Below are 23108 nucleotides of genomic sequence, written 5' to 3'. Positions count from 1 at the left end.
ATATAACGCGTTTGTCTGAACGCGGGGACGCACGGATACTGGACTCGTTCCGTCCCTTAGGCTCGTTGCCTGCCCCCTTGCTTCGGAGAACGCCATGTTGATGTCGCCGCCCGTCGATCTGACCTACGAACGATTCCAGCAACTGCAAATGCGGCTCGACATGTCGCGCGGCAAACCTTCGCCCGGGCAGCTCGATCTCTCGCAGGCGCTCATCGACGAAGCGGGGCAGGCAGGCTTTCTCGCGCGCGACGGCTTCGACTGCCGCAACTACGGCCTGGCGAGCGGCTTGCCCGAGGCGCGCGAGCTGGGCGCGGAGCTGCTCGGCGTGCCGCCGGCGCAGGTCATCGCGGCGGGCAATTCGAGCCTCGAACTGATGCACGACGCGCTCACGTTCGCGCTGCTGCACGGCGTGCCGGTCGGCGAAGGCGAACACAAGAGCGCGCCGTGGCGCGCGCAAGGCGACATCGCATTCCTGTGCCCGGCGCCGGGCTACGACCGCCACTTCGCCATCTGCGAGGCGCTCGGCGTGCGCATGATCGCGGTGCCGATGCGCGAGGACGGTCCCGACATGGACCGCGTCGAGGCGCTCGTGCGCGACGATCCCTCGATCAAAGGCATGTGGTGCGTACCGCTCTACAGCAACCCGACGGGCGCGATCTGGTCCGACGAGGTGATCCGGCGCCTCGCGGCCATGCCCGCCGCGCCCGATTTCCGCCTCTTCTGGGACGATGCCTATCGCTTCCACCATCTCACCGAAGAAGCGCATACGACGTTCGACGTGTTCGCGGCCTGCGCGGCAGCGGGCCATGCGCAACGCCCGCTGATGTTCGCTTCGCTCTCGAAGGTGACGTTCGGCGGCGGTGCGTTTGCGTGGCTTGCGGCCGCGCCGCGCAACGTGGCCTGGTGGCAGAAGCACGCCGCCGTGCGCACGATCGGGCCGGACAAGCTCAACCAGCTGCGCCACGTGCGCTTCCTGCGCAATGGCGCGACGCTCGCTGAGCTGATGGCGCGGCATCGCGCGCTGCTCAAGCCGAAGTTCGACGCCGTCGACGATGTTTTCCGTGCGCGTCTTGCCGGCGTGGGCGGCGTGAGCTGGAACGTGCCGCGCGGGGGCTATTTCATCAGCCTTTACGCGCCCGACGGTTGCGCGCGCCGCACGGTCGAACTCGCGGCGGCGGCGGGGCTGATCCTCACGCCCGCCGGCGCGGCGTTTCCCTATGGCGTCGATCCGCGCGACAGCCATCTGCGGATCGCACCGTCGTTTCCGGCACTCGACGAGGTGCGTCTCGCAGCCGAGGGGATTGCGCTCTCGCTGCTGCGCGCCATCGACGAACGACGCGCATAGCGCGAGGCGGCGACGCGCGCGGACGGGGCCGGCGGCAACAACGCCAATGTGCTACAACTGGCAGACGTAGCGCCCTGGTGTCTCTGCCCGTGGTCCTTTTCCGCGAGGTTGCCGTGCACGCTCTCGCCGCATCGCTCCATCGCGCGCTCGCGCAGCGCGAGCGCGAAGGCCGCCCCGACAGCGGCCATGCGCCCATCGCGCGTTCCATTGCAGGCGGACCGGGCTGGTCCGTCGACGATGTCGTCTGCACGCTCGGACCGGGCGACCGCCCCTACGAGGAACGCCACGCCAGCGCGTGCCTCGCGCTCGTCGCGGCGGGCGCGTTTGGCTATCGCAGCGGCAACGCACGCGCGCTGATGACGCCGGGCGCGCTCATGCTCGGCGCGACGGACGCCTGCTTCGAGTGCGGCCACCACCACGCGGCGGGCGACCGCTGCCTCTCGTTCCATTACGACGACGCCTGGCTCGACGTGCAGGCCGCCGCCGCCGGGCTCGCGCCTGGCGCCCGGCGCTGGCGGGCCGCGCGGGTGCCGCCCGTGCGAGCGCTCGCGCCGTTCGTGGCGCGCGCCTGCGCCGATGCGCTCGCCGTGGAGCGTGGGGGAATGTCCGCGAGCGCCGGACTGCCGAGCGGGGCATGGGACGAGTTGGCACTCGAGCTGGCGCTCGCGACCTTGCAGGCGGTGGCGAGCAGCAAGGACGCGCTCGCGCCCACGAAGCCGGGCGCCGCCGCGGCGGCGCGCGTGGTCGCGGCGCTGCGGTTCATCGACGAAACGCCAGACGCGCCGCATACGCTCGCGAGCCTCGCGGCGGCCGCGGGCGTGGGCGAATTCTATTTTCTGCGTACGTTCTCGGCCGTTGCGGGCGTGACGCCGCACCAGTATCTCCTGCGTGCGCGGCTGCGTGCCGCCGCGCTGCGCCTCGCCGCCGACGATGAAGCGAAGATCGTCGATATTGCGCTCGCGAGCGGCTTCAACGATCTGTCGAACTTCAACGCGGCGTTTCGCGCGGAGTTCGGTGCGAGTCCCCGCGCGTGGCGTGCCGCGCAGCGAGAGCGTGATCTCGCGCGCACTTCATGGCCGAACCCCGCGCACGCGGCGGCGCGCGCCTGAGCCGCCCATGACGCGGGGGTTCAGGCGTGCCGCCCCGCGCTTCGCGTCATGCCTCACACTGATTCTTGTCTTCGCGAGCGCGGATGCCGGCGCTCAAATGAGCAACGAAGGCCCCGGCGCCGCTGCGCAAACCGACATCCCTCACTACACGCTCGAACGCGACGAGCATCTGTTCGTCGTCCAGCAGGACGGCTCGGCGGTCGAGGACGACGACACGGTGCTGCGCGCGAACACCAGCGCCGGCGTGGACCAGATCGCCCAGCGCTATGTCTGGTTCAATAAGGATATCGAAACGATCACGCAGCTCTCGGCCGAGACGATCGACCCCGACGGCACGAGGCACGCAGTCGGCCCGGGCGGCATTCGCGACGTGCAGGAGCCTCGTTCTGCGGGCGCGCCCACGTTCGAGGATGGCGTGCTGCGCACGGTGATCTTCCCGGGCGTCCAGGTCGGCTCGCGCGTGCATCTGCATTTTGCCAAGCGGCGCGCGAAGGCGCTCGAAGCCGGCACGTTCTCGTACTTCGTCGAGCCGACCAGCGAACCGGACTCGGGCGCCCCCGACTCGGGCGTCCCCGTCGAGTTTCAACGTCTGATCTTCGATCTGCCCGCCAGCCTGCCGCTGCACGCCGACGCGCGCGGCTACGCGGCGCTCGCCCCGGTGAGCGGGAACGGCCGCACCCGCTACACGTTCGAGTACCGGCATGGCGTCTATCCGCCGCTCGAAGCGGGCGCGGTGGCCTATGTGAACTGGGGCGACCGGCTGATGGTCTCGACCGTGCCCGACTTCGCCACGTTCGCGGCGCGTTACCGCGAGGCCGCCGCCGATCCCACGGCGACCGATCCGGCCGTCGCGGCGCTCGCGCAGTCGCTCACGGCGGGCGTGAGCGATCCGCGCGAGAAGGCGCGGCGCCTCTACGACTGGGTGCGCTTCAATATCCGCTACGTCGCGCTTTTTCTCGGCGAGACCGCGGCCGTGCCCCATCGCGTGACGGACATCCTGCGCAACCGCTATGGCGACTGCAAGGACCACGTGGCGCTCTTCACCGCGCTGCTCGCGGCGGCGGGTATACGCGCCGAGGCCGTGCTGCTCAACCTGGGCCCTGTGTACACGCTGCCGGACGTGCCGGGCTACGGCGCCCACGCGATCAATCATGCGATTACGTGGCTGCCCGACCTTGACGTGTACGCTGACACTTCGTCGGGCGGCTACGCGTTCGGCTACCTTCCGCCGGGCGCGATGGACCGGCCCGCATTGCTCGTCGACGAAGGCGTGCTCGCGCGCACGCCAGCGACCGAGCGGCGCGAGCGCACCGCGCGCCTCTCACTCGACGTGGGACCGGCCGGCGACGCGGCCTACAGCTACTACGTGGAAGACGAGGGCGCGGGCGCGGAGCCGGAGCGCAATACGTTTCGCCGCGCGACGCGCGCGGGGGCGCAGCAGATCGCCGCGCAGCGGCTGCGCATGAGCGGCCTCGCGGGCACCGCGCGCGTGAGCACGAGCCCCACGGCCGCGACCGGCGGCCCCTTTTCGGTGACGATGGCAGGCACGCTCGATCACGTGGTGTGGCGCGACGGCACGACCGCGATCCCCGCGACGAGCAGCTTCACGGGCGGTATCGCCACGCAGGCCGGCAACTGGCTCGCGCAGCCGCACCGCACGCAGCCGTGGGCGTGCATCGGCGGCGAGTACTCGGAGAGTGCGCAGATCGTGCTGCCCGCGTTCGCCCGCGTGACCGACGTGCCCCAGGACGCTCAGGTGAACGACGCGTTTCTCGACTACACGTCGCATTACGTGTTCGATGCGGCCTCGCGCACGCTGCAGATCGAGCGGCGGCTCTCGGCGCGCTTTGGCCACCAGATGTGCAGCGCCGACGAATTCACGCAGATGCGCGACGCGCTCTTGCGCATCGAGCGCGATACGCACGCGCAGATCGTCGTGCGCGCAGCGCGCGAGCCGCGTGAGCGATGACCGGCGCTCAGCCGCCGCGCGTCATGAGCGGCACCCACACGCCCTTTTTCACCTGCCAGAGCGTGGAGGTGCCGTTCTTGAGCGAGCCATCCGCCTCGAAGGCGATGCGGCCCGTCACGCCGTCGAAGGAGAGCGCCTTGAGCGCACTGCGGTAGACGTCCGGCATCGCCGATTTCGCGTTGACCATCGCGTGGATCGCGGCCCACGCGGCGTCGTAGCCGAACGGCGCGTAGGCGAGCACGCTGGTGCCGAAGCGGCTCTTGTAGGCCTGCTCGAAGCGCGGGCCCTCGGGCAGTTGCGCGAGCGGGCGGCCATACTCCCAGGCCATCGCGCCTTCGCCAGCGGCGCCCGCCGCCTGGGTGAAGTCGGCGTTGGCCACGCCGCCGCCGCCCACGAACTGCGCGTGCATGCTGCGCGCCTTCATCTGCTTCACGAGCGCCGCGCCCTGGCGCGCGAGGCCGCCGAAGTAGAGCAGGTCCACGTCGGCGGCCTTGATCTTCGCGAGTTGCGGGCCGAAGTCGTTAGTGGGTCCCTCGGCGAATTCGCGCGCGACCACGTTGCCGCCGTGCTCGCGAACGGTGCGCTCGAACACGTCGGCTTCGCCCTGGCCGAACGCGCTGCGGTCATCGACAATGGCCACCCGTTTGGCCTTCATCATGTCCACGGCCCATGCGCCCGCCACACCGGCGTTCTGCGCGTCGTTTGCAATCACCATGAACGTGTTGGCGAAGCCCTGCGACGTGATGACGGGGTTGGTGGCGGCGGGGCTGATCATCGGAATGCCGGCGCTCTCGTAGATGCGCGAGGCCGGAATGGCCGAGCCCGAGTTGAAATGGCCGACCACGACGTTGACGCCCTGATTCGCCAGCGTCGCGGCGGCCTGGACGCCGAGGCGGGGGTCGGCGCGGTCGTCCAGAGGCACGAGCACGAAGTGGGCCGTTTGATCGCCGATCTTCAGGCTTTGCGCGTTGGCTTCGTCGAGGGCGAGCTGCACGCCGTTTTCCAGATCGCGACCATAATTCGCGTCGTCGCCCGAGAGCGGCGAGACGAAGCCGATGCGCACGTCGAGCGGGCCGGCGGCAAGCGCGCTGCTGCCGGAGCCCGGCGCGCCGAACGTCGCGGCGATGACGGCCACGAGCGCCGCCGCGCGCTTGCCGAATGCGCTAAATATGCCAAATGTTCCGGCGGCGTCGCACGGTGTGGCGAAGCGGGTGCCGAGGGCGTTGGCGACAGCGGTTCTGAGCGTGGCGGCGAGACTCATCGTGACTCCTGCGCGGCGGCGGCGTGGTGTTCTTCTGTGCATACGCCGGGCCGCGCGCCGGCCATGGCGGCGCACGCGGGGCGTCTCGTCTTCGGGTCTTCTGCTTGCGACTGCGGCTTGCCGGGACGTGCTGCGCGCAGTGGCCACGCGCGGCGGCGGGAGTGCTTGTGCCGGCTCCCCATGATGCGCCGGCTGGCTCGCGCGCCCTCGAGGCGACGCGGCTGGCGAGCAATATAGCAGGCTGCCGCTGCGCTGTCGCGCGACGCGTCCGCGCGGGCGCAACGACCGGGAAACGAGAGGAATGAGCGGATAACTACCGGAAGACTACTCGCCCCGCTGAAGCTCGAAGAATGCGTCGCGCAGGTGCACGAGCGGCGCCATGGTATCGGCGCTCGCCCAGTCCTCGAGGTCGTCGAGCGCGCGGTTGCAACCGTCGAGCAGCACGTCGAGATCGATGGGGATGCCATTGGCGAGCGCGAAGCGAATCGTCGCTTCGAAGCGTTCGCATTCGTCCTCGCCGTACGAGATGTCGAGCGTGTCCGCGATGATCTGCGCGATGTCGCTGCGCTCGCGGTCGCTCTCGTCGACCATGTCGATGATGCCGCGCGCGACGTCGGGCGCATGGTAGAGCGCAATGTCGAGCCACACTGCGGCGTCGAAGCCGATTTCGTGGCTTTGCTCCTCGAAGTATTCGATGGCTTCCTGCTCGTGGGTATCGCCGGCGTCGACGGCAAGGCAAAGCTGCTCGAAATACTCTTCCTGTTCGGTACGGATCGAATCGGACATCGGTCATTCTCTCAAGGCGGTGGGCGCCGCGGCCGCGCGGATTGCCGGCGCGCGTCATGCGCTCGTTATGCGCTCGGCATTATAGGCCGTGCGCGGACCGCTTCAGTCCTGGCCTTGTCATCTGCTTGAATAGATCCTAGACGGCATCGACGGCCCAGGCGTCGTACCATTCGCGCGGCCGCGCGATCTGGTCCTGCGCCGCGATGATTTCCAGCTCGTAGCGGCCCGCGTCGTAAGTCGCCTTCACGACGGCGTTCACGGCCGCGAGCGTGTGCTCGAACGCGCGGCGCAGCGAGTCGCCGAGCATCAGGCGCGCGACGAACACCGCGCTCGTCACGTCGCCCACACCCACGGGCTGGCGCGCGAACGGATAGAGCGGACGCTGGCCCAGCCACGCTTCGCGCTCGGTCACGACGAGCATGTTGAAGTGGTCGGCGGGGCTGTTGCGGTCGAGCAGATGCTTCACGAGGATCAGCTTCGGCCCGCGGCTGAGCACTTCACGGCATGCGAGCACGGCTTCTTCCGCCGTCTCGATCTCGCGGCCCACGAGCCGTTGCAGTTCGCTGTGATTGGGCATCATCGCGTCGGCGACTTCGGGCATGTTGCGTACGAGGAACTCCTGAATGCCTGGCTCGACGCGGCAGCCTTTCTCGGTGTCGAGCGTGCCCATGACCGGGTCGCAGAAGTAGCGCGCCTGCGGATTGGCGGCTTTCACGGCGCGCACCACGTCGATCACGGCCTGGGCCTGCTCGGGCGCGCCCAGATAGCCGGACAGCACCGCGTCGCAGCGCGGGAGCACACCGATCGCGCCGATGCCTTCGACGAGATCCATGACTTCGTCCGAGCCGATGGCGGTGCCGGTCCAGTGGCCGTACTGCGTGTGATTGGAGAACTGCACGGTATTGAGCGGCCAGACATTGACGCCGAGGCGGCGCATGGGAAACACCGCGGCGCTGTTGCCCGCGTGACCGAACACGACATGGGACTGGATGCTCAAAACGTTTTTCATGGCCGGTCCAGATTTCATTGTGGCTTGCGGCGCGCTTCGTACGGCGCGCCTTTACGCAGGTGCAGCAACGATAACCGAATTTGTTGCGGGCAGTCGATGGATGCGCGCGGTGTTCGCCTGCGCGCCTGTCCGCTACAGGGCGGGCTACGTGGGAGGATTGGGCCCGGCCAGTTCGCGATAGAGCGTCATGTAGCGTTGCGCCGATGCGGCCCAGCCGAAGTCCTGCCGCATCGCACGCGTGCGTGTCTCGCGCCAGTCGCGGCTGCGCCCATAGAGCGCGAAGGCGCGGCGAATCGCAGCCTTGAGCGCTTCGGGCTCGAAGCGCTCGAACACGAAGCCGGTGGCGAGGCCATCGGCGAGGTTTTCCAGCGAGGCGTCGACGACCGTATCGGCGAGGCCGCCCACGCGATGCACGAGCGGCAGCGCGCCATAGGCGAGCGCATAGAGCTGCGTGAGGCCGCACGGCTCGAAGCGCGACGGCACCATCATGACGTCGGCCCCCGCGACGATCTCGTGCGCGAGCGTCTCGTCGAAACCGAGCTCCACGGCCACCGACCCGGGATGCTGGCGCGCGGCGCGCAGGTAACCCTGTTCGAGGCTCGCGTCGCCGGTGCCGAGCACGACGAGCTGGCCGCCGCGCGCGACGATCTCGGGCACCGCCGCGAGCAGCAGGTCGAGGCCTTTTTGCTCGGTGAGGCGGCTCACCACGCCGAACACGGGCGCGTCGTGCTTCTGCGCGAGCGCAAGGCGCCCCTGCAGCGCTGCCTTGCAATGGAGCTTGCCGCTCTGCCGCGTCGTGGAGAAGCTCGCGGCGATGGCCCCATCGTTCGCCGGATTCCACACCGCGTAGTCCACGCCGTTGAGGATGCCGACGAGATCGTGCGCGCGCCCGCGCAGCAGCGCTTCGAGGCCGCCGCCTTGCGCGAGCGTCTGGATCTCGTGTGCGTAGGTCGGGCTCACCGTGGTGATCTTGTCGGCGAAATAGAGGCCGGCTTTCAGGAATGAAAGTTGTCCGTAGAACTCCACGCCGTGCATGTCGAAGAAGTCGCCCGGCAGGCCGAGGCTGTCGAACTGCTGCGCGGGGAAGATGCCCTGATAGGCGAGGTTGTGAATCGTGAAGATCGAGCGCGCGCCGCCGGGCGCCATGCTCGCGCCGCGCTCGCGCGCCGCCGCGCGCAGGTAGGCAGGCGCGAGTCCGGCGTGCCAGTCGTGCGCCTGCACGATGGACGGTGCCCAGTCGGGGTCGAGATGCAACGCGAGTTGGGCTCCGGTCCAGCCGAGCAGCGCGAAACGCTGTGCGTTGTCGCCGTAGGGCACGTGCTCGGCATCGAGATAGGGGTTGCCGGCACGCGCGTAGAACGCATCGGCGCGGATCATGTAGACGGCGAGCTCGCTGCCGGGCAGGCGGCCGAGTTCCAGCGTCGCCGCGGGCGCCCCGAAGGTGCGCGCGAGGCGCGCGACAGGGCGCAGGTCGGCGAGGCCCGCTGCCACGGGTGCGAAGCCCGGCAGCAGGATGCGCGCATCGGCGCCCTGTTCGATGAGCGCGGCGGGCAGGGCGGCGGTGACGTCGGCGAGGCCGCCGGTCTTCAGGAGCGGATACAGCTCGCTCGCAACGTGCAGGACGCGGATGGTCATCGGGAGTCAGTCCTCTCGGTGATCAGGTTTGATTGGGCGGCGCGGGTTGCCCGTCTTTGGACGGGCAACCCGTGGGCAAAGAGTCAGGGACCACGCAGCCAGCTAGCGAGCCAGTTTCCCCAGCGCTTCCCCCGTGACCAGCACGACACCGCTTTCCGTGCGATAGAAGCGCTCGCCGTCGCGCGCGGGGTCTTCGCCGATTACGGTGCCGTCGGGAATCCGGCAGCCCCGGTCCACCACGACCTTGCGCAGCCGGCAACTCGCGCCCACCGTCACTTGCGGCAACAAGACTGCCTCCGCAATGTTGCAAAACGACTGCACGACGACATTCGATGAGAGCACCGAGCGCGAGATCTGCGAACCCGAGATCACGCTGCCGCCGCACACGATCAGGTTCGTGCCCGAGCCTTGCAGGCCGTTGAGGTCGCGCACGAACTTGGCGGGCGGCAACTGCTCCTGGTAGGTCCAGATCGGCCAGTTGCGGTCGTAGAGATCGAGTGAGGGGATCGTCGAGGCGAGATCGAGGTTGGCCGACCAGTAGGCATCGACGGTGCCCACGTCGCGCCAGTAGGGTTCGGCCGCCGGATCCGACGACACGCAGGACATGCTGAACGGATGCGCGATTGCATTGCCGTCGCTCACCACGCGCGGAATGATGTCCTTGCCGAAATCGTGATCGGTGGCAGAACGCTCGATGTTCTCATCGAGCAGACGGACGAGATAGTTCGTGTCGAACACGTAGATGCCCATGCTCGCGAGCGCGATGTCGGGGCGGCCGGGCATGGCGGGCGGGTCGTCGGGTTTTTCGACGAAGCCGGTCACGCGGCGCGTCGCGTCGACGGCCATGACGCCGAACGCGCGCGCGTCCAGGCGCGGCACCTCGATGCAGCCCACCGTGCAGTCGGCGCCGCTCGCGGCGTGGTCGGCGATCATGCGCGTGTAGTCCATCTTGTAGATGTGGTCGCCGGCCAGCACCACGACGTACTTCGGGCGGATCGAGCGGATGATGTCGATGTTCTGGTAGACGGCGTCCGCCGTGCCGCGATACCAGTGCGCGCCTTCCACGCGCTGCTGCGCCGGCCACAGGTCGAGGAACTCGTTGAACTCGCCGCGCAGGAAACCCCAGCCGCGCTGCAGGTGCCGCAACAGCGAGTGCGCCTTGTACTGCGTCACGACGGCAATGCGGCGGATGCCCGAATTCAGGCAGTTGGAAAGCGCGAAATCGATGATGCGGTACTTGCCGCCGAAGTACACCGCCGGCTTCACGCGCTTGTTGGTGAGCGGGCCGAGGCGCGTGCCGCGGCCGCCCGCGAGCACGATGGCGAGCGTGGTGCGTTGCAGATCGTTGAGGCTTGCCGGGGTTTCCATGGACGTCTCCTTGTTGTGCCCCCGGTGCGCCACCGCCCCAGCGTTGCCCTGCCGGCGCCGATGCGGTCGTTTTCGTGGCGGGCCTGTCGCGTCTCTCGTCTAGCCGAAGCCGTGGGCGCCTGGCACGTCCGTTGTGCGCTGCAATGAAGCTGGCGCTCGTCGCGGACGTCTTGCGCGCCCCGCATTGACTGTTCTAGCACCGATTGGGGCGCAGCGCGAATCGCCTGCACTTGCCCAGCGCGCGCCGCGTTCGTGCGAGGCGCTCGTGAAGCGCAAACGGCGTGCCTTGCGGGTGATGGCCGCGCAAAGCGCGAGTCGGACTCAGGGCCGCTAGAATCGCTCGCTGCACCCGCGCAATCGCGGCATCCCCGCCGACCGGATTGCTGCCCCACACCTTTTCGCCCGATCACCCCGTCGATGAGAGCCGTCCTGAATCGCACGCTTGTCCGTTTCGCCGCTTGCATCGCCGCGCTCGTCGCGGCCGGGCTCTGTCACGGCGCGCATGCGGCCGATCCCGCCGCGAGCGCGGCCGCGTCATCTGACGCGTCAGCATTTCAGGGCGCGACGCAAACGCCCGATGGCCCCGCCTATGGCCCGGAGCTTCAGGGCTTCGAATATCCGCATCCCGTGCATGAGTTCACGTTCGTTTCGCAGGGGCAGACGCTGCGTATGGCCTACATGGACGTGCAGCCCGAGCAACCCAACGGGCGAGTCGCGGTGCTGCTGCACGGCAAGAATTTTTGCGGGGCGACCTGGGACGCCACCATCCGCGAACTGCATGCCGCGGGCTACCGCGTGATCGCGCCGGACCAGATAGGCTTTTGCAAATCGAGCAAGCCGGCTGCGTACCAGTTCAGCTTCCAGCAACTCGCGCGCAACACGCATGCGCTGCTCGCGGCGCTCGGCGTGCACGATGCGACGATCATCGGGCATTCGACGGGGGGCATGCTCGCGGTGCGCTACGCGCTCATGTATCCGCGTGAAACCGGGCAGCTCGTGCTCGTGAACCCGATCGGGCTCGAAGACTGGAAGGCGAAGGGCGTGCCCTCGATCTCCGTGGACGACTGGTACGCGCGCGAACTGAAGACCAGCGCCGACGGCATTCGCCGCTACGAGCAGGCCACCTATTACGCGGGGCAGTGGCGGCCGGCTTACGAGCCGTGGGTGCAGATGCTGGCGGGCATGTATCGCGGGCCGGGAAAGACGCAGGTGGCGTGGGATTCGGCGCTGCTCTACGACATGATCTACACGCAGCCCGTGATCTACGAGTTCGGCCAGTTGCAAGTGCCGACGCTGCTGCTCATTGGCGACAAGGACACGACCGCCATCGGCAAGGAGTTCGCCCCGCCCGAGGTGCGCGCGCAGCTCGGCCACTATCCGGCGCTGGCGAAGGCCGCGCAGCGCGCCATTCCGCACGCGACACTCGTGGAGTTCCCCGATCTGGGCCATGCGCCGCAGATGCAGGATCCGCAGGCATTTCACGCCGCGCTGCTTCAGGGGCTCGACGCGCTGAACGCTTCCCACTGAGCGCGCACTTGAGAAAGCGGGCACCGGAGCGACGCCGCGCGCCCTGACTGGATCGGCGCGGGCGCGCGCCGGAATCGCCGCGCCCAATCGTCGTAGCCGTTACCTTCCCGCGGCCGTTTCCTTCAATTCGTCGCGCGCCTGCGCCGCCATCTCGAACGAACGCAAACGCGCCGCGTGGTCGTAGATCTGCGCGGTGACGATGAGCTCATCCGCGCCAGTCTGCTCGATGACCGAGGCGAGGCCCGCACGCACCGTTTCGCTATCGCCCACCACGGAGCAGGCGAGCGAGTGCGACACGCCGGCCAGTTCGAATTCGCTTGCTTCGATCTGCTCGACCGGCGGCGGCAACTGTCCCGGCGTGCCGCGGCGCAGGTTCACGAACTGCTGCTGCAGCGAGGTGAAGAGAAAGCGCGCTTCTTCGTTGGTGGGCGCGCCGAACACGTTCACACCCACCATCGCATGCGGTTTGGCGAGCACCGCCGAGGGACGGAACTGCGAGCGATAGAGGCGCAACGCCGTGAGCAGGTGGTCGGGCGCGAAGTGCGAGGCGAAGGCGAACGGCAGGCCCATCGCCGCGGCGAGCTGGGCGCCATAGAGGCTCGAGCCGAGGATGTAGAGCGGCACGTTCAGGCCCGCGCCGGGCACCGCGCGCACGCGCTGGCCCTCGACCGGTGCGCCGAAATAGCGTTGCAGCTCGGCCACGTCGTCGGGAAAGCTGTCGGCGCTGCCCTGCAAGTCGCGCCGCAGTGCGCGCGCCGTGGTCTGGTCCGTGCCCGGCGCACGCCCGAGTCCGAGATCGATGCGGCCAGGATAGAGGGCCTCAAGCGTGCCGAACTGCTCGGCGATTACGAGCGGCGCATGGTTCGGCAGCATGATGCCGCCCGAGCCCACGCGGATGCGTTGCGTGCCGCCCGCCACGTAGCCGATCACCACCGAGGTCGCCGCGCTGGCAATCCCCGCCATGTTGTGGTGCTCGGCAAGCCAGAAGCGCTGGTAGCCCCAGCGTTCGGCGTGCTGGGCGAGATCGAGCGTGTTGCGCAGGGCAGCGCCGGCGTGAGAGCCAGCCGGAATGGGCGAGAGGTCGAGGACGGAGAAAGGGATCATGGAATAGCGCAAGACCAGGAAGGGAGGAGCGACGGGCATGCGATGCGCCGGCATGCGCCCGCAAGGCAGTCGCAAGGTGCGGCCATTGTGCCAAAGCGGTGTCGTTCGCGCTGGCGGCCGCCGTGAACCCATGCGGCTGGCGTGGATTCAAGCTCGATCGCCTTGATCAGGGAAGATTTTGATCATCAGCGAGAACGGTTTTTATTGAGATGCCTCTGGACGCGGCTGCATTCAAATCGATGAATCACGCATTACCGTTTGCTTACCGATTCTTTTCGAGACAGAAAAGCGCTGGAAGCGCGCCGTTCAAAAATTGAAACCCTCGTGGTGTTGCATTTCGGGAAACGCATTTTCCTGTGGGTGCCGGAAGCAACCGATCGATCTTGCTGCTACAATTTTTCGCTTGAATCGGGGGAACCACCAGGCTTGGCAAGCAGGCTTGGCAAGTGCAGTGGTCAGGTTATCGGCTGATTCATTCTTCATCCAATTTGCGTCGCATCGCGCAAACCGGCATCGAGTGCCTCGGTTTGGCGCCTCCGTTCGATGGGACGGCTACGATGCGCGGTTTATTTTCTGAATTCTCAGGGCAGGGAAATGGTTAGTGGCGATACGCTAGCTCCGGTCGGCGCAACGCAGGAGCATTACGCCTTGCGCGCCGCCGGCGGCAATCGCATCCGGGTCAGTTTGCTGAGCGGCAGCATGGGCGCGACGAACGCCGCTGGCGCTGACAGGGCTACAGGCAGGTTCGTCCGCGCGAGCCGGCGAGGCGGCATCGCATGATGGCGCCGCTCGTTCTCGCTTCGCCCTGGCCGGCGCTCGTGTGGCTCGTGGTCGCGTTGTGCGGGGTGGCCGCCTTTTACGGCCTCGTCGCCGCGCTCACCATGCCGCGTCTCGGCACGGCGACGCTCGTGCGCGAGGCGGCGAGCCGCGCGCGCAGTGCGCGACCGCAACCGGTGAGCGTGCTCAAGCCCCTGTGCGGGGCCGAGCCGCGTCTCTACGAGAACCTCGCCACCTTCTGCGAGCAGCACCATCCGCGCTTTCAGTTGCTGTTCGGCGTTTCGTCGCCGGCCGATCCCGCCATTGCCGTCGTGCGCCGCCTGCAGGCAGCTTATCCGGGCCACGACATCGAACTCGTGATCGACCCGCGCGTGCACGGCAGCAATCTCAAGGTGAGCAATCTCATCAATCTCGCGGCGCGCGCGCGTTATGACGCGATCGTCCTTGCCGATAGCGATATCGCGGTCGAGCCCGATTATCTCGAGATCGTCACCGCGCCGCTCGCCGACCCGGACGTGGGCGTCGTGACGTGTCTTTACAGCGCGCGCAGCATCGGCGGCTTCTGGCCGCGCGTGGGCGCGCTCTTCATCAACGAATGGTTCGCGCCCTCGGTGCGGGTCGCGCATTCCACGGGCTCGCGCGCCTTCGGCTTTGGCGCGACGCTCGCGCTTTCGCGCACAACGCTCGAACGCATCGGCGGGTTCGCCGCCCTCAAGGACTGCCTCGCCGACGACTATCTGCTCGCCCGTTACGCACGCGATCACGGCCTTGCCACGGTGCTTGCGCCGGTGGTCGTCGCCACCGACGTGATCGAGCCCACCTTCAGCTCGCTCTGGCTGCGCGAGACGCGCTGGCTGCGCACGATCCGCTCCGTGAATCCGGCGGGCTTCGCGTCGCTTTTCATCACGTTCCCCACGCCGTGGCTCGTGGCGGGCGCGCTGTTCTACGCCGTGATCGCGGCAGGTGCGGGGGTCGGCGCCTGCGCGGCGACGCGCGCGGCGTTGGCTTCACTGGCCACGGCCACGCTTGGGGGTATCATTGCGCGTTTGATCCTGCACGCGCGCGCGAGCGGAAGCTGGCGCGCGTTCTGGCGCGATTTGCCGCTCGTGCCGCTGCGCGACCTGCTGCTGGCCCTCCAGTGGCTGTCTGCCGCGTTCGGCTCGCACGTGATCTGGCGCGGCGTGCGCGTGAGCGTCGCCAATCCCGAAGCCGAAGCGCCTTCCGCCATGGCGAGGCCTGCGAGCGCGCGGCGGCCCGCCGTCGAGGGATCGGACGCTCGCTGAGCGGGTTCGCCTGTCGCGGCGGCTGCGTGCCTCGCTCGTTGCGTCGCTTTTTGCGTTGCTGTTACTAAGCGCTGACTATTTATCGAATGTCACATCAATCATCACCCGAAAAAGAAAAGGGTACCGGGAGCACTCATCGCATGAAAACGCTGTTTCTGCAGGCCCCGTCGTATGACGGCTTCGACGGTGGCGCGGGTTCGCGCTATCAGGCAAAGCGCGAGATTCGCTCGTTCTGGTATCCGACGTGGCTCGCGCAGCCTGCGGCGCTCGTGCCGGGCAGCCGCGTGGTCGACGCGCCGGCCGACGGCCTCTCCGTGGAAGAGACGCTCAAGATCGCAGCCGAATACGACCTCGTCATCATCCATACGAGCACGCCGTCGTTCCCGACCGACGCGCTCTTCTGCGAAGACCTGAAAAAGCGCAAGCCGTCGGTCGTCATCGGCCTCGTGGGCGCGAAGGTGCAGGTCGATCCGCACAACTCGCTCACCGCGACCGAGGCGATCGATTTCGTCTGCCGCGAGGAATTCGACTTCACCTGCAAGGAAATCGCCGAGGGCATGCCGCTTGCCGAGGTCAAGGGCATTTCCTGGCGCGCGAAGGACGGCTCGATCGAGCACAACGAAGGCCGTCCGGTGCTCGAGGACATGGACTCGCTGCCGTTCGTCGCGCCGATCTACAAGCGCGACCTGAAGATCGAGAACTACTTCATCGGTTACCTGAACTATCCGTACGTGTCGATCTACACGGGTCGTGGCTGCAAGTCGCGCTGCACGTTCTGCCTCTGGCCGCAGACGGTGAGCGGCCACGTCTACCGCACGCGCTCGGTGGAGAACGTGCTGGAAGAAGCGAAGTGGATCCGCGAGAACATGCCGGAAGTCAAGGAGCTCATGTTCGACGACGATACCTTCACCGACAACCTGCCGCGCGCCGAAGCCATCGCCGTCGGCCTCGGCAAGCTCGGCTGGACGTGGTCGTGCAACGCCAAGGCGAACGTGCCGTACAAGACGCTCAAGATCATGAAGGAAAACGGGCTGCGCCTGTTGCTCGTGGGCTTCGAATCGGGCGACGACCAGATTCTCGTGAACATCAAGAAGGGCGTGCGCACGGATTTCGCGCGCCGCTTCAGCGCGGACTGCAAGAGCCTCGGCATCAAGGTCCACGGCACCTTCATTCTGGGCCTGCCGGGCGAGACGAAGGAAACGATCAAGAAGACGATCGAGTACGCGAAGGAAATCAATCCGCACACCATTCAGGTGTCGCTCGCGGCGCCGTATCCGGGCACGACGCTCTATAACCAGGCCGTGGAAAACGGCTGGATGGAAGAGAACAAGACCATCAACCTGGTGAGCAAGGAAGGCGTGCAGCTGGCGGCGATCGGCTACGCGCATCTGTCGCGCGAGGAGATTTATCACCACCTCGAGCAGTTCTACCGGCAGTTCTATTTCCGGCCTTCGAAGATCTGGGAGATCGTGCGCGAGATGCTCACGAGCTGGGACATGATGAAGCGCCGTCTGCGCGAAGGCGTGGAGTTCTTCCGCTTCCTGCGCGCGCACGAGGCATGATGGACCGGTCGTCAGGCCGCAGTGGGCAGGACCGGCGCGCGCTCATCTTCACCGCCGACGACTTTGGCCTGCACGAGCGGGTCAATGCCGCGGTGGAGCGCGCGCATCGCGAGGGCGTGCTCGACTGCGCGAGCCTGATGGTGGCCGCGCCCGCCGCGGCCGACGCCGTGGCGCGCGCGCGGCGCACGCCGGCCTTGCGCGTGGGGCTGCATCTGGTGCTGGCCGACGGCGCGGCGACGCTGCCGCGCGCGCAGATTCCCGCGCTCGTCGATGCCCAGGGGCGCTTCGGCGACGACATGGTCCGCGATGGCGTGCGCTTCTTCTTCCTGCCACACGTGCGCCGGCAGCTCGCGAAGGAGATTCGCGCGCAGTTCGAAGCGTTCGCGGCGACCGGGCTCGCGCTCGATCACGTGAACACGCACAAGCATTTTCATCTGCATCCCACGGTGCTCGCGCTGATCCTCGAAATCGGCCGCGACTATGGTCTGCGTGCGATGCGTCTGCCGCTCGAAGCGGGCGCGCCGCTCGCGCTCAGGCCCTGGCTCGCGCTCGTGCGCGCGCGGCTCGCCCGTGCGGGCGTCGCGCACAACGACTACGTGGTCGGTATCGCGAAGACGGGCGCCATGGACGAGGCCGCCGTGCTCGATGCGCTCGCGCACCTGCCCGCGCACGGCGTGGGCGAGATCTATTGCCATCCGGCGCTCGCCGATGAGGCGCACGAAGGACCCATCACGCCGTCGATGCGCACGTATCGTCATTCGGACGAGTTCGGCGCGCTCATCTCGCCGCGCGTGGCGGCAGCGCTCGCGCAGGCGGGCGTGCGTCGCGGCGGCTTTACCGACGTCTTTTTCGGCGCGGCTTCGGGCTCCGGTTCCGCGGCGTCACATGGCGCAGAGGTGCAGGCGTCATGAAGTGGCTGCAATGGCTCGGCTTGCCGGTCGGGATCGCCATCCTGATCGGTCTCGTCGTGCATAACGGCGCGCACGACGTGCTGCGCGTCATCGGCACGGCCGGGCCGGTGCTGCTCTGGCTCGTGCCGTTCCACGCGCTGCCGCTGCTGCTCGACGCCCACGCGTGGCGCCTTCTGCTCGACAAGCGCGCGCCGCTCAGCTTTCTCTGGTGGACCGCGACCGTGCGCGAGGCCGTGAACCGGCTCTTGCCCGTGGTGGGCGTGGGTGGCGAACTCGTCGGCATTCGCCTCGCGCGCTGGAAGGTGCGCAATGCGAGCGAGGTCACGGCTTCGGTGATCGTGGAGGTGTTCGTGACGATCGCCGTGCAATACGCGTTTTCTGCGTTGGGTGTCGTGCTGATCGTCGCGGCGATCGGCGATGGCGGCTCGTGGCGCACCATCGTCACGATCGCGCTCGCGCTGGTGCTCTCCGCGCCGCTGCCTCTGCTGGCGGTGTTCCTGCTGCGCCGCGGCGGCGTCTTTCATGCGATCGAACGGTGGGCCGCGCGTCTGCTCGGCAGCGAAAACGCACTCGTGTCCGGTCTCGACGGCAAGCAGCTCGACGCCGATCTCGACGCGCTGATGTCGCGCACCGGCCTCATGTTCCGCGCGTTCTTCTGGCAGCTCGGCGGCTACATGCTCGGCGCGTTCGAGACGTGGTGGGCGCTCGCGCTGCTCGGCCATCCGGTCACGGTGGGCGACGCGCTCGCCATCGAGGCCATCACGCAGGCCGTGCGCCATGCCGCCTTCATGGTGCCCGCCGGCCTCGGCGTGCAGGAAGTCGCCGTGGTGCTGCTTGCCCAGCTCTTTGGCGTGAGTCAGGAGGTGGCGTTCTCGCTGGCGCTCGTCAAACGCATGCGCGAAGTGGTGTTCGGCGTGCTCGCGTTGATCTCCTGGCAGGTCGCCGAGATCGTGCGCACGCGTCGCACGGTGCGCCACAACGTGAGCCACGGCGCGCAGTCCGTCGAGGCGCGTCCCGCCGTGGCCAGCGCACCCGCTTACGCGTCCCGCCCGCAGCGGGACACCGAGCACGACCGCGTCCATTGACGGTACATTGTGGAGATGTCGATGCGTGCCCGAGCTGGGCGCGCGTCGGCGCAAGCCCGTGCTGATGCGTTAGCAAGGACATGAGGCCCACGTTTTCATCCACGCGCTCGCTCGCGCTCGCGTGCGCCGCCCTGGCGGCGTTCACGCTTTCCGGCTGCGACGCTCGCCAGTTCGATGCCATGCTCGACTCCATACGGCAGGGATTCAAGACGTTCTTCGATTCGGTGAAGCCCGACGCGCTGCTGCTCAAGGGCCTCACGCCCGGCGTCTCCACGCTCGAGCAGGTGCGCGAGCAGATGGGCAAGCCCGAGATGGAGCGCGTGTTCGACGACGGTTCGCGCCGCCTCGAATATCCGCGCGGTCCTCAGGGGCTCAAGACATGGATGGTCGACATCGGCCCGAACGGCCGGCTCGTCGCGATCACCCAGGCACTCACGGCGGAAAACTTCGCGAAGATCCGCATCGGCATGAGTGAGGACGAGGTGCGGCGTCTGCTGGGCAAGCCGGGGCAGGTGGCCGGCTACCGCCTGAAGAAGGAGACCGTGTGGAGCTGGAAGTGGCTGGAAGGGGGCGTGACACCCGAAGCGTATTTCAACGTGCATTTCGGACCGGACGCGCGGGTGACGACGACCTCGCGCTCGGACGTGATCCGCGGGCACTGACTCCGTTGACCCACGACTACAGAGGGAGGCGCGCATGATGAACCGGCGACGGCCCAGGTGCGTGGGCCTCGTGCTCGGCGGCGGCGCGGCGCGCGGCTGGGCGCACATCGGCGCGATCCGCGCGCTCGAGGAAGCGGGTATCAAGCCCGATGTGGTGTGCGGCACGTCGATCGGCGCGCTCGTCGGCGCCGTCTATGCGAACGGCGATCTCGACTGGCTCGAGGACTGGGCCGGCAAGCTCACCTGGCAGACCGTGGTGCGCCTGCTCGATCTGCGTATTTCGGGCGGCCTGCTGGGCGGACGCAAGGTGATCGACGTCTTTGCGCACCAGTTCAACGGCCGGTCGATCGACGATCTGCGGTTGCCGTTCACGGCGGTCGCGACCGAGCTCGACACCGGGCGCGAAGTCTGGCTGCGCGAGGGCGGCGTGGTGGATGCCGTACGCGCCTCGATCGCGATTCCCGGCATCTTCACGCCGATCTGGCATGACGGCGTGTGGCTAGTCGACGGCGGCCTCAGCAATCCCGTGCCGGTGTCCGCCGCGCGCGCGATGCGTGCCGACACGGTGATCGCGATCGACCTCAATCACGACATCCTCAACGGCCGCGATCTTGGCGGCGCGATCGACACGATGCCGCGCGAACTCCCCGTGGAGGCGAGCGACGCGGCGGCCGCCGCATCGGCCGCGGCTTTGACCGGCAGCGCGGACGCCGACACCGCAGACGGATCGGCCAACGGCGGCGCGGCGCCGGAGCCGCTCCTGCGCCGCAACGGCAAGCGCTTCCCGCGCTGGCTGCAGCCGGCGGGGCCGGGCGCGGTGGGCGGCGAGGACGTGCGCGTGGCGCCGCCGCCCAGCACGCGCGTGCCTTCCGTGCTGAGCTCGGTGGCCCAGAGCATCGACATCATGCAGGTGCGCATCACGCGCAGCCGCCTCGCGGGCGAACCCGCCGACGTGCTGATCCAGCCGCGCCTGGGCGGCATGGGCATCTTCGATTTTCATCGCGCCGCGCCCGCCATCGAGGAGGGGCGCGCGGCCGTGCAGTACATGATGCCGGCCATCAAGGCGCAATTGGGTTTGGACTAGCGCGCGTTCCGGCTTACGTGCGGCTACAGATCGAGAATACCGGCGACGGCGAATTTCGCCGCCTCCAGTTCGTCCGCAGTCGCCGCTTCGCCTTTGTAGCGCCAGATTCTTCCCGTGAGGGAAAGCGTGACGATCTGGTCGGCCATCGCGACGCAGGGCTTCGAAAGTCCGCTGATGGGAATTTCCGATTCCCATCCGTGAATGCTGCTGGTGATGGGGAGCCCGATAAAGCGGCTCGTGAGTTCGTTGAATTCGCTATCGGTGAGCACCAGGGCGGGACGATAGCCGTCCTGCTCGTTTCCCGCGCCCGGCCCGACATTGAGCCAAAGAATGTCGCCTGCGTCCGGTGTGCCGTTCTTCATGCGTTCCTTACCATTGGTCGAAACGCGCGGGGTCGTCGGGTCCGCCGATCTCGGAACCTTGCGGCTGGCCGAAGTCGATGTCCGGATGCTGCTGCAGCTTGCGCTCGCGCAACTGCTGCAAATAGCGCTCGCGCGAGAAGCGCCGGATTGCCGCGTGCGGGCGGACCGTGAGCAACCCATCTTCGACCTCGACCTCGACTTCCTGCCCCTCCGCCAAAGCCAGCCTGGCGGCCAGGGTGGAAGGAATGCGCACCGCAAGGCTGTTGCCCCAGCGCTTCAGGGTTTGTATCGCCATTTCGTCCTCGTATTGAATCGGCCTTCTGGCCAATAGCGCATTAAGCCTGATGTCCATACTTGTCGTGATGTATCTACGGTGTTGATACAAGATCGATACTAGGTGGGCGGACGCCGTGTGTCAACGCGTTGATACGTGTCGTGTTAGCTCCCTGTGCGGAGATAGATCAAGGAATGCTGCGCCGCCTGCCTGGACCACCCGCGCGCGCACCCGGCACGCGCGCCGCACGCCTATCGAAAAAGCGACCCGAAACTTGCGAAAACGCCCTGCTTGCCAGGGCGTTCTCTTCCCTTTCAACTGCATCGCGCCCGCCACTGTGCGGGCCGTCGCGCCTGCGACCACGCGCCGCATCGCGATGCTGCGCTGCAATATCCGCGCCGTGCCAGTTTGAGCAATCCATTTTGCACTGAGACGATCCGCGCCAATTCACCCGGTTGCGGCGGCGCCCAGTGCCTGCCGCTTCCGGCCGAAACGACAAAACGATTCTGTTGCGGAGACGCGCGTGTTCCTCTACGGCTTTGGCCCGGTGCTCCTCGCCGGCACGATCCAGACCATCGAACTTTCGCTCCTTTCGCTCGGCGTGGCCGTCCTGCTCGGACTGGCGGGCGCCGCGGCGAAGCTCTCGTTCAACCGGCCGCTCGCGGCGGCCGCGACGGCCTACACGACGCTGATCCGCTCGGTGCCCGACCTCGTGCTGATGCTGCTGCTGTTCTACAGCATCCAGATCGGCGTGAACGAGGCCACCGACGCGCTCGGCATGGCGCAGATCGACATCGACCCGTTCGTGGCCGGCGTCATCACGCTCGGCTTCATTTACGGCGCGTACTTCACCGAGACCTTTCGCGGCGCGTTTCTCGCGGTGCCGCGCGGCCAGCTCGAAGCGGGCCACGCCTATGGCATGAGCGGCGCGCGCGTGTTCGCGCGCATCCTGTTTCCGCAGATGATGCGCTTCGCGCTGCCCGGCATCGGCAACAACTGGCAGGTGCTCGTGAAGGCGACGGCGCTCGTCTCGATCATCGGTCTCGCCGACGTGGTGAAGGCCGCCCAGGACGCGGGCCGCAGCACCTTCAACCTGTTCTTCTTCCTCGTGATCGCGGCGCTCATCTATCTCGCGATCACCACTCTCTCGAACTTCGCACTCGCCTGGCTCGAACGCCGCTATTCGGTGGGCGTGCGTCACGCGCAACTTTGAGGCAAAGGCCGCCATGAACGAAATCCTCCAGCAATTCGGCCGCGCGTTCCTCTACTGGGACGGCGAGCATGTCTCGGGCCTCGCGATGACGCTGTGGCTGCTCGTGATCTCGGTGGCCTTCGGCTTCGTGTGCGCGGTGCCGCTCGCCGTGGCCCGCGTGTCGAGCCGCCGCTGGCTTTCGCTGCCGGTGCGCTTCTACACCTACGTGTTTCGCGGCACGCCGCTCTACGTGCAGTTGCTGCTCATCTACACGGGCGTGTACAGTCTCGCGTTCATCCGCGCCGAGCCGCTGCTCGATGCGTTCTTTCGCAGCGGCCTGAACTGCGCGATCCTCGCGTTCGCGCTCAACACCTGCGCCTATACGACGGAGATCTTCGCGGGTGCGATTCGCGCCACGTCGCACGGCGAGGTGGAAGCCGCGCGCGCCTATGGCATGAGCCCGTTCACGATGTACTGGCGCGTGATCCTGCCTTCGGCGCTGCGCCGCGCGCTGCCGCTGTACAGTAACGAGGTGATCCTGATGCTGCACGCAACCACGGTGGCGTTCACGGCGACCGTGCCCGACATCCTCAAGGTCGCGCGCGACGCCAACTCGGCCACGTACCGCTCGTTCGAGTCGTTCGGCCTCGCGGCACTGATCTACTGTGCGGTATCGTTCGTGCTCGTGGCCGCGTTCCGCCGCGCCGAGAAGCGCTGGCTGGGCCATCTCGCCGTGCGCACCCGCTGAATCATCGGAATCACCGGAAACATTGGAGGCCATCTTGGCTCAGACGACGCAAGGC

20 protein-coding genes are annotated in these 23108 nt (G+C 67.7%); 12 read left to right on the top strand and 8 right to left on the bottom strand.

Going from position 1 to position 23108, the window contains the following annotated elements:
- The first annotated feature begins 100 nt into the window (after window positions 1-100).
- From VSR34_RS25490 to VSR34_RS25480, 3 genes are all read left to right on the top strand, one after another.
- Complete coding sequence (locus VSR34_RS25490; RefSeq protein WP_342963895.1) at window positions 101-1345, top strand: aminotransferase class I/II-fold pyridoxal phosphate-dependent enzyme; 1245 nt, start codon at window positions 101-103, stop codon at window positions 1343-1345.
- Between the two features lie 113 nt (window positions 1346-1458).
- On the top strand, window positions 1459-2454 hold the full coding sequence (locus tag VSR34_RS25485; RefSeq protein ID WP_342963887.1) for an AraC family transcriptional regulator: 996 nt from the start codon (window positions 1459-1461) through the stop codon (window positions 2452-2454).
- Window positions 2455-2551: 97 nt separating this feature from the next.
- Window positions 2552-4423 (top strand): DUF3857 domain-containing protein, encoded by a 1872-nt coding sequence (locus VSR34_RS25480; RefSeq protein ID WP_342963886.1) that lies wholly within the window; start codon window positions 2552-2554, stop codon window positions 4421-4423.
- Window positions 4424-4430: 7 nt separating this feature from the next.
- Here the strand turns inward: VSR34_RS25480 and VSR34_RS25475 are convergent, their stop codons facing one another.
- The 5 genes from VSR34_RS25475 to glgC form a co-directional block, all read right to left on the bottom strand.
- Window positions 4431-5684: a branched-chain amino acid ABC transporter substrate-binding protein gene (locus VSR34_RS25475; protein ID WP_342963885.1), complete on the bottom strand. Its 1254-nt coding sequence runs from the start codon at window positions 5682-5684 to the stop codon at window positions 4431-4433.
- 324 nt (window positions 5685-6008) lie between these two features.
- On the bottom strand, window positions 6009-6470 hold the full coding sequence (locus VSR34_RS25470) for a hypothetical protein (RefSeq protein WP_028212108.1): 462 nt from the start codon (window positions 6468-6470) through the stop codon (window positions 6009-6011).
- 136 nt (window positions 6471-6606) lie between these two features.
- Window positions 6607-7479, bottom strand: a complete 873-nt coding sequence (gene pdxY, locus VSR34_RS25465; RefSeq protein ID WP_028212109.1) for a pyridoxal kinase PdxY — start codon at window positions 7477-7479, stop codon at window positions 6607-6609.
- Window positions 7480-7623: 144 nt separating this feature from the next.
- A complete protein-coding gene (gene glgA / locus VSR34_RS25460; protein WP_342963884.1) occupies window positions 7624-9114 on the bottom strand; it encodes a glycogen synthase GlgA in 1491 nt (496 codons plus the stop codon).
- Window positions 9115-9216: 102 nt separating this feature from the next.
- Window positions 9217-10482: a glucose-1-phosphate adenylyltransferase gene (glgC, locus tag VSR34_RS25455; protein ID WP_342963883.1), complete on the bottom strand. Its 1266-nt coding sequence runs from the start codon at window positions 10480-10482 to the stop codon at window positions 9217-9219.
- 417 nt (window positions 10483-10899) lie between these two features.
- Here glgC and VSR34_RS25450 point away from each other — a divergent pair, with 417 nt between their 5' ends.
- Complete coding sequence (locus VSR34_RS25450; protein WP_342963882.1) at window positions 10900-12009, top strand: alpha/beta hydrolase; 1110 nt, start codon at window positions 10900-10902, stop codon at window positions 12007-12009.
- A gap of 99 nt (window positions 12010-12108) precedes the next feature.
- Here VSR34_RS25450 and VSR34_RS25445 read toward each other — a convergent pair whose 3' ends face one another.
- Window positions 12109-13113, bottom strand: a complete 1005-nt coding sequence (locus tag VSR34_RS25445) for an LLM class flavin-dependent oxidoreductase (protein WP_028212113.1) — start codon at window positions 13111-13113, stop codon at window positions 12109-12111.
- A 776-nt stretch (window positions 13114-13889) separates the two neighbouring features.
- On the opposite strand from VSR34_RS25445, the gene hpnI reads away from it, so the two are divergent.
- From hpnI to VSR34_RS25415, 6 genes are all read left to right on the top strand, one after another.
- Window positions 13890-15173 carry a bacteriohopanetetrol glucosamine biosynthesis glycosyltransferase HpnI gene (gene hpnI, locus VSR34_RS25440; protein WP_342963881.1) on the top strand — a complete coding sequence of 428 codons (1284 nt, stop codon included), beginning with the start codon at window positions 13890-13892 and terminating at the stop codon, window positions 15171-15173.
- A gap of 86 nt (window positions 15174-15259) precedes the next feature.
- Window positions 15260-16735 carry a hopanoid biosynthesis associated radical SAM protein HpnJ gene (gene hpnJ, locus VSR34_RS25435; protein ID WP_306303734.1) on the top strand — a complete coding sequence of 492 codons (1476 nt, stop codon included), beginning with the start codon at window positions 15260-15262 and terminating at the stop codon, window positions 16733-16735.
- Window positions 16735-17646, top strand: coding sequence for a hopanoid biosynthesis-associated protein HpnK (gene hpnK / locus VSR34_RS25430; protein ID WP_342963880.1), 912 nt, complete (start codon window positions 16735-16737; stop codon window positions 17644-17646). The genes hpnJ and hpnK overlap by 1 nt, the downstream gene beginning before the upstream one ends.
- Complete coding sequence (locus tag VSR34_RS25425; protein ID WP_028212116.1) at window positions 17643-18731, top strand: lysylphosphatidylglycerol synthase domain-containing protein; 1089 nt, start codon at window positions 17643-17645, stop codon at window positions 18729-18731. Before hpnK ends, VSR34_RS25425 begins: the two co-directional genes overlap by 4 nt.
- A 179-nt stretch (window positions 18732-18910) precedes the next feature.
- Window positions 18911-19393 (top strand): hypothetical protein, encoded by a 483-nt coding sequence (locus VSR34_RS25420; RefSeq protein WP_342963894.1) that lies wholly within the window; start codon window positions 18911-18913, stop codon window positions 19391-19393.
- Window positions 19394-19427: 34 nt separating this feature from the next.
- Window positions 19428-20477 carry a patatin-like phospholipase family protein gene (locus VSR34_RS25415; RefSeq protein ID WP_028230773.1) on the top strand — a complete coding sequence of 350 codons (1050 nt, stop codon included), beginning with the start codon at window positions 19428-19430 and terminating at the stop codon, window positions 20475-20477.
- 23 nt (window positions 20478-20500) lie between these two features.
- Here VSR34_RS25415 and VSR34_RS25410 read toward each other — a convergent pair whose 3' ends face one another.
- Both VSR34_RS25410 and VSR34_RS25405 read right to left on the bottom strand, forming a co-directional pair.
- Window positions 20501-20839, bottom strand: a complete 339-nt coding sequence (locus tag VSR34_RS25410) for a type II toxin-antitoxin system PemK/MazF family toxin (RefSeq protein ID WP_028230772.1) — start codon at window positions 20837-20839, stop codon at window positions 20501-20503.
- 7 nt (window positions 20840-20846) lie between these two features.
- Window positions 20847-21134, bottom strand: a complete 288-nt coding sequence (locus tag VSR34_RS25405; protein WP_028212120.1) for an AbrB/MazE/SpoVT family DNA-binding domain-containing protein — start codon at window positions 21132-21134, stop codon at window positions 20847-20849.
- A 502-nt stretch (window positions 21135-21636) separates the two neighbouring features.
- Between VSR34_RS25405 and hisQ the strand changes: the two genes are divergently transcribed.
- On the top strand, window positions 21637-22326 hold the full coding sequence (gene hisQ / locus VSR34_RS25400; RefSeq protein ID WP_028212121.1) for a histidine ABC transporter permease HisQ: 690 nt from the start codon (window positions 21637-21639) through the stop codon (window positions 22324-22326).
- Window positions 22327-22339: 13 nt separating this feature from the next.
- Window positions 22340-23053 carry an ABC transporter permease gene (locus VSR34_RS25395; protein WP_028212122.1) on the top strand — a complete coding sequence of 238 codons (714 nt, stop codon included), beginning with the start codon at window positions 22340-22342 and terminating at the stop codon, window positions 23051-23053.
- The last annotated feature ends 55 nt before the right edge of the window (window positions 23054-23108 follow it).

It is taken from the genome of Paraburkholderia sp. JHI2823, from assembly GCF_038900695.1.
Classification (GTDB): Bacteria; Pseudomonadota; Gammaproteobacteria; order Burkholderiales; family Burkholderiaceae; genus Paraburkholderia; species Paraburkholderia mimosarum.
The sequence above is the reverse complement of the archived record's forward strand: the minus strand, read 5'-3'. Positions and strand labels throughout refer to the sequence as shown.

Coding starts and splice junctions, on each gene's coding strand:
- glgA (WP_342963884.1), bottom strand. CDS start 9,114: ATGACCATCCGCGTCCTGCACGTTGCGAGCGAGCTGTATCCGCTCCTG.
- VSR34_RS25480 (WP_342963886.1), top strand. CDS start 2,552: ATGAGCAACGAAGGCCCCGGCGCCGCTGCGCAAACCGACATCCCTCAC.
- pdxY (WP_028212109.1), bottom strand. CDS start 7,479: ATGAAAAACGTTTTGAGCATCCAGTCCCATGTCGTGTTCGGTCACGCG.
- VSR34_RS25415 (WP_028230773.1), top strand. CDS start 19,428: ATGATGAACCGGCGACGGCCCAGGTGCGTGGGCCTCGTGCTCGGCGGC.
- hpnJ (WP_306303734.1), top strand. CDS start 15,260: ATGTCACATCAATCATCACCCGAAAAAGAAAAGGGTACCGGGAGCACT.
- VSR34_RS25475 (WP_342963885.1), bottom strand. CDS start 5,684: ATGAGTCTCGCCGCCACGCTCAGAACCGCTGTCGCCAACGCCCTCGGC.
- VSR34_RS25445 (WP_028212113.1), bottom strand. CDS start 13,113: ATGATCCCTTTCTCCGTCCTCGACCTCTCGCCCATTCCGGCTGGCTCT.
- hpnK (WP_342963880.1), top strand. CDS start 16,735: ATGGACCGGTCGTCAGGCCGCAGTGGGCAGGACCGGCGCGCGCTCATC.
- VSR34_RS25405 (WP_028212120.1), bottom strand. CDS start 21,134: ATGGCGATACAAACCCTGAAGCGCTGGGGCAACAGCCTTGCGGTGCGC.
- VSR34_RS25490 (WP_342963895.1), top strand. CDS start 101: ATGTCGCCGCCCGTCGATCTGACCTACGAACGATTCCAGCAACTGCAA.
- VSR34_RS25450 (WP_342963882.1), top strand. CDS start 10,900: ATGAGAGCCGTCCTGAATCGCACGCTTGTCCGTTTCGCCGCTTGCATC.
- hpnI (WP_342963881.1), top strand. CDS start 13,890: ATGATGGCGCCGCTCGTTCTCGCTTCGCCCTGGCCGGCGCTCGTGTGG.
- VSR34_RS25395 (WP_028212122.1), top strand. CDS start 22,340: ATGAACGAAATCCTCCAGCAATTCGGCCGCGCGTTCCTCTACTGGGAC.
- VSR34_RS25425 (WP_028212116.1), top strand. CDS start 17,643: ATGAAGTGGCTGCAATGGCTCGGCTTGCCGGTCGGGATCGCCATCCTG.
- VSR34_RS25420 (WP_342963894.1), top strand. CDS start 18,911: ATGCTCGACTCCATACGGCAGGGATTCAAGACGTTCTTCGATTCGGTG.
- VSR34_RS25410 (WP_028230772.1), bottom strand. CDS start 20,839: ATGAAGAACGGCACACCGGACGCAGGCGACATTCTTTGGCTCAATGTC.
- VSR34_RS25470 (WP_028212108.1), bottom strand. CDS start 6,470: ATGTCCGATTCGATCCGTACCGAACAGGAAGAGTATTTCGAGCAGCTT.
- glgC (WP_342963883.1), bottom strand. CDS start 10,482: ATGGAAACCCCGGCAAGCCTCAACGATCTGCAACGCACCACGCTCGCC.